The 13,562-nt window shown below is 73.0% G+C and carries 10 protein-coding genes; 9 read left to right on the top strand and 1 reads right to left on the bottom strand.

All coding sequences use genetic code 11. The features are described 5' to 3' along the window. The first annotated feature begins 6 nt into the window (after nt 1–6). The 7 genes from O7608_RS28955 (at nt 7) to O7608_RS28925 (ending at nt 9,890) form a co-directional block, all read left to right on the top strand. The gene (locus tag O7608_RS28955; RefSeq protein ID WP_289211087.1) at nt 7–1,590 is read left to right on the top strand and encodes a sensor histidine kinase; all 1,584 of its coding nucleotides are present in this window, start codon (nt 7–9) and stop codon (nt 1,588–1,590) included. Nucleotides 1,591–1,652: 62 nt separating this feature from the next. Further along, on the top strand, nt 1,653–3,200 hold the full coding sequence (locus O7608_RS28950; RefSeq protein ID WP_289207560.1) for a S1C family serine protease: 1,548 nt from the start codon (nt 1,653–1,655) through the stop codon (nt 3,198–3,200). 164 nt (nt 3,201–3,364) lie between these two features. Beyond that, nucleotides 3,365–3,820: an SRPBCC family protein gene (locus O7608_RS28945; protein WP_289207559.1), complete on the top strand. Its 456-nt coding sequence runs from the start codon at nt 3,365–3,367 to the stop codon at nt 3,818–3,820. A 124-nt stretch (nt 3,821–3,944) separates the two neighbouring features. Continuing rightward, a complete protein-coding gene (locus O7608_RS28940) occupies nt 3,945–7,439 on the top strand; it encodes a cyclic nucleotide-binding protein (protein WP_289207558.1) in 3,495 nt (1,164 codons plus the stop codon). A 73-nt stretch (nt 7,440–7,512) separates the two neighbouring features. Beyond that, nucleotides 7,513–7,668, top strand: coding sequence for a hypothetical protein (locus O7608_RS28935; RefSeq protein WP_233606460.1), 156 nt, complete (start codon nt 7,513–7,515; stop codon nt 7,666–7,668). After that, nucleotides 7,668–8,483, top strand: coding sequence for an Os1348 family NHLP clan protein (locus tag O7608_RS28930; RefSeq protein WP_289207557.1), 816 nt, complete (start codon nt 7,668–7,670; stop codon nt 8,481–8,483). The genes O7608_RS28935 and O7608_RS28930 overlap by 1 nt, the downstream gene beginning before the upstream one ends. Nucleotides 8,484–8,567: 84 nt before the next feature. Further along, nucleotides 8,568–9,890 carry an ABC transporter ATP-binding protein gene (locus O7608_RS28925; RefSeq protein ID WP_289207556.1) on the top strand — a complete coding sequence of 441 codons (1,323 nt, stop codon included), beginning with the start codon at nt 8,568–8,570 and terminating at the stop codon, nt 9,888–9,890. 132 nt (nt 9,891–10,022) lie between these two features. Here the strand turns inward: O7608_RS28925 and O7608_RS28920 are convergent, their stop codons facing one another. Then, nucleotides 10,023–11,537, bottom strand: coding sequence for a serine/threonine-protein kinase (locus O7608_RS28920; RefSeq protein WP_289207555.1), 1,515 nt, complete (start codon nt 11,535–11,537; stop codon nt 10,023–10,025). Nucleotides 11,538–11,693: 156 nt separating this feature from the next. Between O7608_RS28920 and O7608_RS28915 the strand changes: the two genes are divergently transcribed. Together O7608_RS28915 and O7608_RS28910 are read left to right on the top strand one after the other, a co-directional pair. Continuing rightward, the gene (locus O7608_RS28915) at nt 11,694–12,530 is read left to right on the top strand and encodes a patatin-like phospholipase family protein (protein ID WP_289207554.1); all 837 of its coding nucleotides are present in this window, start codon (nt 11,694–11,696) and stop codon (nt 12,528–12,530) included. Then, nucleotides 12,530–13,552 (top strand): 1-acyl-sn-glycerol-3-phosphate acyltransferase, encoded by a 1,023-nt coding sequence (locus O7608_RS28910; RefSeq protein WP_289207553.1) that lies wholly within the window; start codon nt 12,530–12,532, stop codon nt 13,550–13,552. Before O7608_RS28915 ends, O7608_RS28910 begins: the two co-directional genes overlap by 1 nt. The last annotated feature ends 10 nt before the right edge of the window (nt 13,553–13,562 follow it).

The following is a 13,562-nucleotide window of genomic DNA, read 5'->3' as shown; positions in this document are numbered from 1 at the left end:
CCGCCGATGATGGGCTGGCTGCGCGGCGTACCGCTGCGGGTCAAGCTGGTCGCGGCCGTGCTCAGCCTGGTCTTCACGGCGCTGCTGGTGATCAGCGTCAGCACTGCGGTGTTCCTGCGCAGCCACCTCATCGACCAGATCGACGCGGATCTGCGCGACTACGTGACGAAACTGCGCGCCGACATCGGCAACGCGCAGGACCTGCTGCAGGATCTGCCGTACTGGCAGCAGCCGGAGACGCTCAAGGTCCAGCCGCCGAGCGACTACCTGGTCATCGTGACCGACAGTGACGGTCTGGCCAGTAGCCCGTGGTACGACGTCGACCGGCTGGACCGCAGCGACCTGCCGCGCTGGCCCGCCGACCTGGCCGGCTTCGAACAGCTGCGGGGCGATCCGTTCACCGCGCACGCCCGCGACGGCTCGCCCCGGTGGCGGATGCTGTACGCGTCGCTGCCGACCGGCCAGGTCATCGCCGTCGGGCAGTCGCTGGCCGACGTGGACAAGGCCGTCGGCCGGCTGGTCTGGATCGACACCATGGTCGGGTGCGGGGTGCTGGTGCTGCTGGCGCTGGCCGGCGCGGCGATCGTGCGGACCAACCTGAAACCGTTGGTGGAGATCGAGCAGACCGCGTCGGCGATCGCGGCCGGGGATCTGACCCGGCGGGTGCCCGATCCGGAGCCGGGGGCGCAGGTGCCGCAGACCGAGCTGGGTCGGCTGTCACGCACCCTCAACGCCATGCTGACCCAGATCGAAGCGGCGTTCACCGCACGGGCCAACTCCGAGTGGGCGGCCCGGATGGCCGAGTCGGCCGCGCGGGAGGCGGCGGTGGCCGCGCAGTACTCCGAGGCCCGGGCGCGCCGGTCGGAGGAACGGATGCGGCAGTTCGTCGCCGACGCCTCGCACGAGCTGCGGACCCCGTTGACCACCATCCGCGGCTTCGCCGAGCTGTACCGGCAGGGCGCGGCGGCCGCCTCGCCGCAGGACGCGGCCCGGCTGGTCCGCCGGATCGAGGACGAGGCCGCCCGGATGGGCCTGCTGGTCGAGGATCTGCTGCTGCTGGCCCGGCTGGACCGGGAACGGCCACTCGACCTGGCCCCGGTCGAGCTGTCCGTGCTGGCCAGCGACGCCGTCCAGGCCGCGCGGGTGGTGGACCCGCAGCGCCGGGTCGAGCTCGACATCGGGCCGGGTGCCGGCACGCTGGTGGTCTTCGGCGACGACGCCCGGCTGCGGCAGGTGATCGGCAATCTGATGGCCAACGCGATCAACCACACCCCGGCCGACGCCACGGTCACCCTGCGGCTGCGGGCCGAGGAGCCCGGCTTCGCCACCGTCGAGGTGGCCGACGACGGTCCCGGGCTCACCCCGGAGCAGTCCGAGCGGGTGTTCGAGCGGTTCTACCGGGCCGACGCCGCCCGGACCCGTAGCGCGGAGCGGCCGTCCGGCACCGGCCTCGGGCTGGCGATCGTGGCCGCCCTGGTGGCCGCGCATTCCGGCACCGTCGAGGTGGAGAGCACGCCGGGCGAAGGGGCCACCTTCCGGGTACGGCTACCGTTGGCGACCGGAGGACTGATCGACGATGACGAATCATGACTCTCAGCAAAGGCTCAGCGGGAAAACAGGTGGAGCAAAGAGCCGAGGGGCAAGCTGAACCTATGAGCGAGCACGAGACCACGCCGCCGGCGGAGCCGTCGGACAAGGCTCAACCGCCGGCCAGCCCCTGGCAGGCCCCCGCCGCCGGGCAGCCCGGTAGCACCGCCGCCGGCGCTACCGCCGGTGCCGCAGCGGGTGCCGCCGAGCGGCAGTCCAGCGACTGGACGCCCACCAACCAGCCGTACGCCGGCCAGCAGGCCCCACCGGCCGACGCCGTCGCCGACCACCCGGTCACCGCCCCGCCGGCCGCCGGACCGTCGTCGCCCGCCGGGCAGGCGCCGGCCGCCGGGCAGGCGACGCCGTCGGCCGGCCGACCACCGGCCGCCGGGCCCTACGCCCCCGGGTACGCCCAGGTCATCTACGGGCAGCAGTGGAACCAGAGCCACCCGTACGCCGGCCACGGCTACGGACAGGCAGGGCACACCATCTGGACACCACCGCCCGGCGCGGCCGCGCAGGCCGCCGCCGACGGCCGACGGCCCCGCCGGATCGGTCGGATCGTCGCCGGCGCGGCGGTCGTCCTCGCGTTGATGCTCGGCTCCGGCGTCGTGGGTGGGGCAGTGGTCGCGGCCTTCGACGGCAGCTCGTCGTCGCCGACGGTCCGCACCAGTGGCAGCGGCGAAGCGGCACCGGTGGTCGACCGGTCGTCGCTCGCCGAGATCGCCGACGCGGTCCAGGACAGCGTCGTGTCGATCTCCACCGGGTCGGGCGAAGGCTCGGGCGTGGTGCTGAACACCGAGGGTTTAATCCTCACCAACAACCACGTCGTCGAGTCCGCCCAGGGCGGGGCGGTCGAGGTCTACTTCGCCGACGGCAGCTCCACGCAGGGTCGGGTGATCGGCACCGACGCCCGGACCGATCTGGCGGTGATCCAGGTCGAGGAGACCGAGGGGCTGTCTCCGGCGACGTTCGGCGACAGCAGCAGCATGCGGGTCGGTGACACGGTGCTCGCCCTGGGCAGCCCGCTCGGCCTGCAGGGTTCGGTGACCGCCGGCATCATCAGCGCGCAGGACCGCACCATCCAGGTCGGTGGCAGCCAGCAGCAGAACCCGTTCGGTGGTGGTGGCGGCCAGGTCACCTCGATGTCCGGACTGTTGCAGACCGACGCCCCGATCAACCCGGGCAACTCCGGCGGCGCGCTGGTCAACACCAACGGCGAGGTGATCGGCATCAACACCGCGATCGCCACCTCCGGCCAGGGCGAGGGCAACATCGGCGTCGGCTTCGCGATCCCCAGCAACAAGGCCAAGGACGTCGCCGAGGCGCTGATGGCCGGCGAAGAGATCAGCCACCCGTACCTCGGGGTGAACGTGACCCCTGCGGACGGCGGCGGCGCGATGATCGCGGCGGTCGAGGAGGGCAGCCCGGCGGACCGTGCCGGCATCGCCCAGGGCGACGTGGTCACCAGGGTCGGCGACACGATCGTCAACGACGCCGACGACCTGGTCTCGGCGGTGCAGGCCGGCGCGGTCGGCGACCAGATCGAGATCACCTACCAGCGTGACGGCGAGGAGCAGACCGTGACGGCGACCCTGGCCGAGGCGCCGTGACACCTGTCGGGCGTTGACCCGCGCCGGCGCACCGACACCGGCCCGGCGCGGGGCACCGACGACATCGAACTTGCCTCCCCAGAAGAAGCGGCGGGCGGCGTGACCAAGGGGGTTGGTCACGTCGCCCGCCGCTTCGTTTCGTCCGCTGGCTACCATCCATGTCGATGCGTACCGAGACCTTCACCGACCGGTTCGTGGTCGCGGCGGCCGCCGGCCGGGTCCACGCTCACCTGGCCGAGCCGACCAACCACATCGGGTTGTCCCCGTTGATCGTCGCGGTCCGCGACATCACGGCCGGGACCGACGACGCCGGGCGCGCGGTCCTGAGCTTCGTCGCGGTGGAGCGCTTCCGCATCGTCGGTCCACTGCGCTACGACAACATTCTTCACGTACGTCAGACCGTCACCGAGCCGGGCCGTCAGCTGGTGATGGAGGTCCGCAGCCCGGCCCGGGTGTCGGTCCGCTTCGTGTTCGACGTCGAGCCGGCCGACGCCGGATCCGTCGTAAACGTGACAGTGAGTCTCCGGATGCCCACTCTGCTGCGATCCTATGTGGTGCGGACGGCCAAGCGGGTGCAGATGTTCCGGGCGCGGGCATTGACCGAAAGGATGAGTCGCTGACCCCGCGTAGTCGATCGACGAGACTTTTTCCGCAGGACATGCTGTCCCACAGCGGTCCAGTAGTCGCGCATGGCCGGCCGGGCGGGCTAGCCTGCAGCCGCGAAGACCCGCGGAGGAGCAGGCAGTGACGGTCGTCGAGACCCGGATGAACGTGTGGGAGGCCCTGGCCGGTCGGGCACCGGGCCAGCCGGTCGCCCCCGCCGACGCCGGCCTGTGGGCCGCCGTCGTCGAACGGCTCAACCCGGCCCGCGCCCGGCCCGTGCTGCGCACCGGCATCGAGAACGTCGAACTCGTCTCGGTCCGCGGCATGCCGTACGTGATGCTCCGCTCGCCCGACGGCGGCGGTGCCTGCTACCTGCGGCTCACCCCGCACGAGTGGCAGCTGGCCCAGCTGATGGACGGCACCCGTACGGTAGCCCGACTGGTCGCCGAGTTCGCCCGCATCGCCGGCCGGCTCGCCCCCGACCAGGTCACCCGGGTCGTCGCCGACCTGGCCGGCAACCGGATGCTCGCCGAGCTGCCGGTGGACGCGTTCCGCCCGCTGGACCGGGTGCACCGTCGCCCCTGGCCGCTGCGGCTGGGCCGGACCCTGCTGGCCGTCGCGCGGGGCCGACGTACCGTGCTGGCCGACGTCGACCCGCTGATCGGTGCCCTCTACCGGGGCGGCGGCCGGTTTCTGTTCACCCGCGTCGCGGCGGGCGTGCTCGGGGTCGTCGCGCTCGCCGGGTTCCTCGCCTTCTGCTGGACCTGGTGGCGCGGCGAGCAGGCGGTGTTCCTCACCAACGGCTCGTACGTGGCCGGCGCGGCGGTGCTGCTCGGGCTCAACGTCGTCGCCCTCGCCTGCCACGAACTCGGCCACGCGCTGGCCACCAGGCACGCCGGCCGGCGGGTGCCCGCCGCCGGTTTCCTGATCTACTTCGGCATCCCGTCGGTCTTCGTCGACACCACCGACGTGTGGATGGCCGGCCGCCGGTCCCGGCTGATCACCACCGCCGCCGGCCCGGCCGCCGGGCTCGTCCTGGCCGGGGTCGCCGGACTCGTCGGGGTCCTGTTCCCCGCCGCCGCGCCGTGGACGTTCAAACTCGCCTTCGCCTGGTACCTCAACGCCCTGTTCAACCTCAACCCGTTCCTCGCCCTCGACGGCTACTACCTGCTGATGGACTGGTTGGAGATCCCCAACCTGCGGGCCCGGGGGCTGGCGTACGTCACCGGGCGGCTGCGCCGCCGTGGCCCGCGTTGGGCGACGCTGGACCGGGAAGGCCGACTGGTCGCCCTGTACGGCATGCTCGCCGTGCTCTGGCTGGTCATCGCGGTCAACCTGTTCTGGCGGATCTGGACCGACCGGGTCGCCGGTCTGGTCCTCGGGCTGTGGCGCTCCGGTTGGCCGGCCCGGCTGCTGCTGGCGGCGGTGCTCGCCGGGCTGGCCGCCCCACTTGTCTACCTGGCGTTCGGCGGGCTGGCCCGGCTCGGACGGCGGCTGCGGCGCGCACTCGCGCAGCGACGGCAGACAGCGGACCTGCCGCGCCGGCTGGACGCGCTGCGCGCCAGCGCCCTGCGGACCCTGTCACCGAGCGCGCTGAACCGGCTGGCCGCGCAGGCCCGCTGGGTGCATCCGCGCACCGGTGAGCAACTGGTCGTCGCCGGTGCCGCCCAGCCCGCCGTGTTCGTCGTCGTCGACGGCGCGGTGGAGGGCCGCGCGCCGGGCGACCCGGCCGGCACCGTACGGCAACGACTCGGCCCCGGTGGGCTGGTCGGCCTGGCCGGCGCGCTCACCGGCACCCCAGCCACGCTCACCTGGCACACCGCCGGCACCACGCTGCTCGCGGTGCCGTCGTCGGCGGTCGCCACCGTCGTCGGCCCACTGCCGGGGCCGCCGCCAGCCGACCGGGCCGCCGCCGAGGCGCTGCTCGCCGAGACACCCGCGCTGGCCGACCTGACCATGGAGGACCGGCTCGGCCTGGTGTCCCGGGCCCGGCCGGTGTCGCTGCCGCCCGGCGCGCCGGTGCGGCTGTCCGGCCCGTACGACGCGGTGGTCCTCGAATCGGGCGTGATCGCCCTGATGGACGGCACCGAGCTGCGGCGCGGCACGATGATCGGTCCGGTCGGCGCCGAACCACCGGACGTGGTCGCGACGACCCGCACACCGGCGCGGCTGTGGCAGCTGCCGGCGGTCGCCGGGCTGCCGCTGCTGCTCGGCGCCGCACCCGACGAGGTGGCGGCAAGCGGCGCGGCGGCGGTCCGGGGCGGCGCCCCGGCCAGCGGGGCCCACCCGCCGGCCGACTACCCGCCGCTGGCCGCACCGCCGGGGCCGCCGCCGGTCACCGTCGACGACCGGATCGACCGTCGGTTCGAACGCCGCCTCTGGTGGCTGGTCCTGCTCCTGCTGCTGTTCGCGTTGCTGATCACCGGCGGCAACCTGGTCCCCGGCCCGGCGTGGGCGGAGATGCCGGCCGACCGGGCGTTGCTGCGCGCCGAGCGGGGCACCGTCGAGGTGCACACCGTGACCGGCCGGGTCGTCATGTTGCGTGACGGTGCGGCCACGTACGTCGCCGCCGGCGACCGCGTCGAGGTCGAGTCACGGTCCACCGGGGAGCTGGTCTTCCGGGGCGGCGCGGCCAGCGTGCTGTGCGCGGGATCGCAGGCACAGATCGGTACGTTGACCAGCAGCGGGACCCGACCGGTCGCGCCCAGCGGGGAACTCACCCTGGACCGGGGCCGGATCCTCGCGGACACCGCCAGCACCTCCGGGGCCTTCCGACCGCTGGCGCTGACCATCGACAGCGGCGGCACGATCGTGGCCAACCGGGGCGAGGCGTGGTTCGCGGTCAACGCCGGCACCGTCCGCACCTCGACCGGCGAGGTCCGCCGTGACGGCGTCCGGCAGCGGGCCACCGGTGAGGAGCTGGGCTGCGGCGACGGCTCCCCGATCGACCCACCCGGCGGTACCCCGAGCGCCCCGGTGCCCGGCGGCAGTACGACACCGGAGGCACCGACGGTGCAGAGCCCGTCGCCGGATCTCTCCGCCACCAGCCAGCCGGTACCGACCCCGGCGCCGAGCCCGACCGTCAGTCAGCTTCCGGTGCCCGGTCTGACGCCGACGGCCAGCCCGACGCCCCGCCCGTCGACGCCGGCTCCGCCGCCCACCACGGGCCCGCCGTCCAGCCCGCCGCCGACGTCGGCACCGCCGTCCACCAGCCCGCCACCGTCCAGCCCACCGCCCTCGTCGCCACCGCCGACTACGCCGCCACCGCCGTCACTCGAGATCGCCTGGGTCAACCAGCCGCGCGGGGAGATCGGACAGGCGGCCGATGGTAATCCCTGCGGAGGGCCGAACTCGACCATCGCGTTCGCCGCCGTGCGGGTGTCCGGCCAGGTCGAAGGGGTTTCTGTCGCGCTGTCGTGGACCGGCTTCGTGTCCGGGGGCACGCCCATGCAGCGGGACGGGGACACGTACTACGGTGAGGTCGGCCCGTTCCGGTACTCCGGCAAGCCGAACGAGGGTGGGCCCCTCGACATCGAGGCGGTGGCGACTGACCAGAGCGGGCGTAGGGCGACACTGTCTGCAACAGTCACCGTCGCCGGCTGCTCGGCGACGGCGGCTTCGACGAACCTCAGCTGAGTGGAGATGACAGGTGCTGTGTTGGTTCTGCCCGAAGCCGGCGCGGGGCGGCTGCCGGTTCTGCGGCCGTGGCGTGTGTGAGGACCACGCCCGCTTCGGCCCGTACCTGCTGGAGGTGCACCGCTCCGAACGCCGGGGCCGGGCTGAGGGCCTGGTGGTGGAGGACGCGTTGCAGTGCGGCACCTGCCGGCCCCGGCCGCAGCCCGTACCCATGCCGGAGCTGGACTGATGAGTGATTTCGACACCGTGCTCGAACGGCTGCTCACCGACGCCGGGTTCGCGGCCCGGCTCGCCGCCGACCCGGTCGGCGCGCTCGCCGGCTACCAGCTGACCGCCGACGAACGTGAGCTGCTGGCGACCCAGGCCGGTGACGCCGCGCCCGGCGCGACGGCGGCGGTGGAGACCCGGGCCAACCAGTCCAGCGCCTTCGGCCTTTTCAGCCCGCTCACCGGCATGCTGGACGGCTTCGGCGACATCGGGTCGGCGGTGAGCGGGTTCGGCGGGGCACAACCACCGGCGAGCGGGTTCGGCGCGGCGGACCCGGCGGTCAGCGGCCTCGGCCCGGCACCGGCGGTGCCCTCCGCTGAGTTCGGCGCGGCCCCCGTGGAGCCCGCCGGGTTCGGGTCGGCGCCGGTCGAGCCGGTCGAGCCGGCGGTCCCGGAGGGCTACCGGACCCGGGTCGACGTCGACGGTGACGGCGAATGGGACCAGCACCTGGTGCGGGGCCGGGCCGACGGCGGGGTGGACATCCTCGTCGACCACGACGGCGACGGCCGGGTCGACTTCGTCGGCCGCGACGACGACGCCGACGGCCTGGTGGAGTCGGCTGCCTACGACGTCGACGGTGACGGCCACTTCGAGACAGTCGCCTACGACGACGACGGTGACGGCTGGCTCGACCGCAGCGTCACTCAGCAGCCACCCTCGGCGCAGCCGGCACCGTCGACACCGACCCCGCCCGCCGCTGTCGGCCCGCCGGCCACTCCGCCGGTCGGCGGCGGGCTGCTCGGCGACAACCTGCGGTTGCCGGAGGAACTACGCTGACGTTACCGCTCGCCGGTGCTGTCCGTCCGTCTGCCGACAGGGACTGGCGCCGATGCCTGCCTGCCCTGACGATAGGGGCAGGAGGTGATCGCCGTGGTCGCCATCGCCGCCGACCGGTTGACGAAGGTCTTCGATGACGGCACCGTGGCCGTCGACGGGGTCAGCTTCGCGATCGAGCCGGGCCAGTTCATGGTGCTGCTCGGCCCGACCGGCTGTGGCAAGTCGACGATCCTTCGGCTGGTGGCCGGGCTGGAGACGCCGACCTCCGGGCACGTGCTGATCGACGGCGAGATCGCCGACCACTGGTCGGCGCAGCGCCGCCAGGTCGCCATGGTCTTCCAGGACTACGCGCTGTACCCGCACCTGACCGTCGCGCAGAACATCGTCTTTCCGCTACGGATGGGGCACGGGTCGGTGAGTGAGCAGCGGATCCGCGCGGTCGCCGCCGAGCTGGGCATCGCCGAGCAGTTGCACCGCTCGCCCACCGTACTGTCCGGCGGGCAGCGGCAGCGGGTCGCGATGGCGCGGGCGATCATCCGCGAGCCGAAGGCGTTCCTGCTCGACGAGCCGTTGTCCAACCTGGATGTCGGGCTGCGGGCGCAGTTGCGGGCGGACGTGACCGGGCTGGCCCGTCGGCACGGGGTCACCACCGTCTACGTGACACACGACCAGACCGAGGCGTTGACCATGGCCGACCAGTTGGCGGTGCTGCGCCGAGGCCGGCTGCAACAGGCCGGGCCGCCAGCCCAGGTGTACGGCGACCCGGTGAACCTGTTCGTCGCCGCGTTCCTCGGCACGCCACGGACCAGCCTGCTGCAGGGTGCGGTGTACGCCGAGCCGGACCGGATCGTCGTCGACCTCGGCGGGCAGACCCTGGACCTGCCGGTGGACGACCCCCGGGTGGCGGGCCTCGCGGCGCACCACACCGAACGGGCGGTGGTGGCGTTGCGCGCCGACGCGGTGCGGCTGGTCGCGGCGGGGGACACTGCGACGCTGCGCGGTACGGTCCGGGCGGTCGAGAACCTGGGCCACGAGGCCCTGGTACGGGTGACGACCGGCGGGCTGCCCGGTGCCGCGGCGCAGTCGCAGCTGGATCTGCCCGACCCGGACGTACGCCTGGCGGAGCTGTTGGCCGAGGATCCGCCGCCCCGGCAGCTGCGCCAGACGATCGGCCGGATCATCCCGCAGCAGCGCCGTCGGGAGCCGCCCGCGACGGCTCGGACCGAGTACGGGTTCTACCCGGTGTACGAGCCGGACCCGGCCGGGCCGGACACCGACGACAGCGATCTGGTGGTCCGGGTGCCGATGCCGGCATCGGCCCGGCCGGGTGACTCCGTGACGGTCGCGGTCGACCTGGACCGGCTGCTGCTGTTCGACCACTCCGGTGACCGGATCCGGCTGAGCTGACCCGCCAGCGTCCCGTCCCGCTTGGTCCTGGGGCCGGTAATGCCGTAGAGCGGTATTCCTGGGTGTGGAATAATTATTCCTCACAGGAATACCGCCAGAACCGGTATCCCGGTGGCTGCCCGTCACGTTCAGTCAGGTCGCGCTGCCGGCGAGCTGGTCGAGGGCGGCGTCGAGGCGGTCGGCGAAGCCGAAGGTGATGGCCCCCTCGGTGGCGCGGATGGCGACCTTCGACCGCAGGAATTCGACTTCACGCCCGACGTCGGCCGTACCGTTGGCCAGGGAGACCCGCAGATTCTGGACCAGGTTCTGCAGGTCCAGCCCGGCGTCGCGGCGGATCGCGCCGTCGGCCAGTCCTTCGTCGATGAGCTGGCTCAGCTGCCCGATCGCCTCGTCGATCGTCGGTACGGTCGGTGGCGTCGTCGGTGTCGCACCGCTGTTGGCCGGGGCGGTGGGAGCACCGTCCGTCGGGTCCGCCGACGGCGCCGTCGCCGTGGCGGTCGCCTCGGCAGCCGGGCTGGCTGGCGGAACCGGGGATCCGGTCGGCGGGTGGCCGACAGCGGCCGGCGGCGTGCCGTCGGTGTCACCGGTGGTGCGGTACGGCAGCAGGTCCAGAGCCAGCAGCAGTATGGCTGTCGTGGCGAGGGCGGCGCCGACGCCCACGGCGATGCCGACGACGGCGGCCCGGCGGCCGCTGCGGCGCTCGGGGGTGGCCGCCGGGGATTTCCCGCTGTCGTCGGCGGGCCGACCGGCCGTCGCTGCGGGATCGTCCACTGTCGGCAGGGTCATCGTCGGGGCCAGCATCGTGGCCGCCTGCGGGTCGGCCGGGAGCAGCTGGTCGCGCAGCGCTGCGCCGATCTGGTGGGCGGTCGGCCGGCGCAGCGGATCCCGGGACAGACAGCGCAGACAGATGTCGACCACCGGTGCCGGCAGCCCGGTCACGGTCAGCGGCGGGATCTCCCCGGCCAGCGCCTGATTGAGGTCCTCCCAGGTGTCGGCGGGGTAGGGCACCCGTCCGCTCAGCGTCTCGTAGAGCAGGACGCCGAGGGAGTAGACGTCGGTGGCGGGCTGTGCGGGCCGTCCGTCCAGCCGTTCCGGTGCCACGTAGGCGGGGGTACCGAAGGTCTCGCCCTCCTCGTCCTCGTCAGGGGCACCGACCTGGGTGGCGATGCCGAAATCGAGCACCTTGGCGCCGATCGCGGTCATCATGATGTTCGCCGGTGTGACGTCGCGGTGCACGATGCCGAGCCGGTGGGCGGCGGCGAGGGCCTCGGCGACCTGGGCGCAGATCTCCACCGCGGCCGGCCAGGGCAGCGGGCCGGCGGTCAGCCGGGCGTCCAGTTCCTCTCCGGAGAGGAGCTCCATCACGACGAACGCGGTGACGGTGCCGTCGGGTGCGACCGCCTCGCCGTAGTCGTGCACGGCGGTGACGTGCGGGTGGATCAGCTGGGCGGCCGAGCGGGCCTCCTCGCGGACCAGGCTGCGGAACCGGGCGTCGGCGGCGAGCGACGCGGCCAGCACCTTGATCGCGACGACCCGGTCGAGCACCTCGTCGCGGGCACGCCAGATGACGGACATGCCGCCGGCACCGATCCGGTCGATGAGGCGGTACCTGCGGGCAAGCAGTTCGCCCGCGTGCAGCGATGCCATCGTTTGTCGCACCTGCCTGATGGGGTGGAGGTCGTATCAGGCTGCGTGAATCGGAACGTCCTGTCAACGGCACGTTAAACAGGTGAACATTGGTCGGTATTTCCGGTCAGACGGTGATGATCTTCCCCGCATCGTGGCCGTGCCAGGATGGACGCCATGGTCAACGGCCCGGTCGCGTTCGTGCTCGGCGGCGGCGGCGTCCTCGGCGCCGTCGAGGTCGGCATGCTGCGCGCGTTGTTCCGGTCCGGGATCACCCCTGATTTCGTCGTCGGCACCTCGATCGGCGCGGTCAACGGGGTGCTGGTCGCCGCCGACCCGACCGAGGCGGTGACCCTGCGGCTGGTCCGGCTCTGGGCCTCCCCGGAGGCCAGCGAGGTGTACGGCGACTCGATGGCCCGCCAACTGCGCCGGTTCGCCGCCCGTACCCATCTGCACTCGCCCCGGCCGCTGCGCCGGCTGCTGGAACGCGAACTCGGCGACACCAGCACCTTCGCCGACCTGCGGGTGCCGTTCCACTGCTGCGCCGCCAGCATCGAACGCGCCGCCGAGCACTGGTTCGACACCGGTCCACTGGTGCCGGCGGTGCTCGCCTCGGCCGCCGTACCGGGGCTGCTGCCGCCGACCGAGATCGACGGCGAGCACTTCATCGACGGCGGCATCGTCAACTCGATCCCGATCGGCAAGGCCGTCGAGGCGGGGGCGCGGCGGATCTTCGTCCTGCAGGTGGGTCGGATCGAGCGGCCGCTCAGCCCGCCGAAGCGCCCCTGGGAGATCGCCCAGGTGGCGTTCGAGATCGCCCGCCGGCACCGGTTCGCCAGGGAGTTGGCGTCGCTCGGTCAGGATGTGGAGGTGCACGTGCTGCCGACCGGTGGGGGAGAACCACGAGATGACACGCCCTGGGCGTACCGGGACATGGCCGCCGTCGGCCGCCGGATCAGCCGCGCCTACACGGCGTCGCGGCGTTACCTCAAGACGAACGTGACCGGCTACTGATGCCGCTGCCACCCCGATGGGTACGCCGGGTGCTGCTCGGCCCCGCCGTACTGCTGCTCACCGTCGTCGTGCTGACCACCCTGCCGGTGTGGGTCTTCCTCGCCGCCGCCGCGTCGCTGCTGGTGCCGGGCCGGCTGCGGGTGCTGCGGCTGTTCTGGGTCTTCGTCGTCTATCTGGTCTGGGACGCGGCGGCGCTGATCGCCCTGTTCGGACTCTGGCTCGCCGCAGGCTGTGGCTGGAAGATCCGCAGCCCGACGTTCCAACGTGCCCACTACGTACTGACCGGCTGGTTCCTGTCGTTCTTCTTCTGGCACGCCCGCTGGGCGCTGCGGCTGAGCATCGACGTGGTCGGCACCGACCCGGACACCGCGCTGCCCGGCCGGCCCGAACTGGTGGTGTGCCGGCACGCCGGACCGGGCGACTCGTTCATCCTGATCCACGGCCTGGTCAACTGGTTCGACCGGGAGCCACGGATCGTGCTGAAGGAGACCCTGCAGTGGGATCCGGCGATCGACGTGCTGCTCAACCGGCTGCCCAACCGGTTCATCGCCCCCGGTGACCCGCGCAGTGACCCGGTCGAGACCCAGATCGCGCACCTGGCCACCGGGCTGGACGCCAACGACGCCTTCGTCATCTTCCCCGAGGGCGGCAACTTCACCCCGGGCCGGCGGAGTCGGGCCATCGACCGGCTGCACGCCCTCGGCCTGCACGGCATGGCGGCCCGCGCCGAGTCGATGCGACACGTGCTCGCACCCCGGCCCGGTGGACTGCTCGCGGCGCTGGACGCGGCACCGGACGCGGGCGTCATCTTCGTCGCGCACACCGGCCTGGACCGGATGCTGACCGTGGCCGATGTGTGGCGGGAACTACCGATGGACAAGCGCATCGTGATGCGCTTCTGGTCGGTGCCGCCGGAGCAGATTCCGACGGGACGGGACGAACGCATCGAATGGCTCTACGACTGGTGGGCGCGGATCGATTTGTGGATCGAGAAGAACCATTCCGACACTCGGAGGGCGTAGGGTTCGCCCC

This window comes from Solwaraspora sp. WMMA2056 (assembly GCF_030345095.1).
Taxonomy (GTDB): Bacteria; Actinomycetota; Actinomycetes; order Mycobacteriales; family Micromonosporaceae; genus Micromonospora_E.
Note: the sequence above shows the minus strand (reverse complement) of the source record. Positions and strands in the feature narration are given on the sequence as shown.